Origin of the sequence: Leptolyngbya sp. CCY15150, assembly GCF_016888135.1 — a bacterium.
GTDB lineage: Bacteria > Cyanobacteriota > Cyanobacteriia > RECH01 > RECH01 > RECH01.
On sequence record NZ_JACSWB010000085.1, the window covers coordinates 1 to 214 of the forward strand.

At 52.3% G+C, this 214-nt stretch carries 1 pseudogene; it reads right to left on the bottom strand.

The annotated features are described in order from the left end of the window. Positions 1-214 (bottom strand): annotated as a pseudogene (locus tag JUJ53_RS00650) (ISNCY family transposase); the annotation flags it as partial.

Genomic DNA, 214 nt, shown 5'->3' on the forward strand with positions numbered 1-214 from the left:
TTCCGTGCCCGAAGTTATGTTCCAGGTTGTAGCCCTTGGTTTTGAGCGTGTTGTTATTCTCGTTTTCGACCTTCCAACGGGTACGCCCGGCTAGAACAACCTCTGCCACATTTTCAGCGCTCAACGGGTGATTCGTGGCAAACGAGTTGTTGTAGGTCACCTTCCCGTCAGGACGGGTGACGGTGAGTTCACACCAGTTCACCAATAACGCATC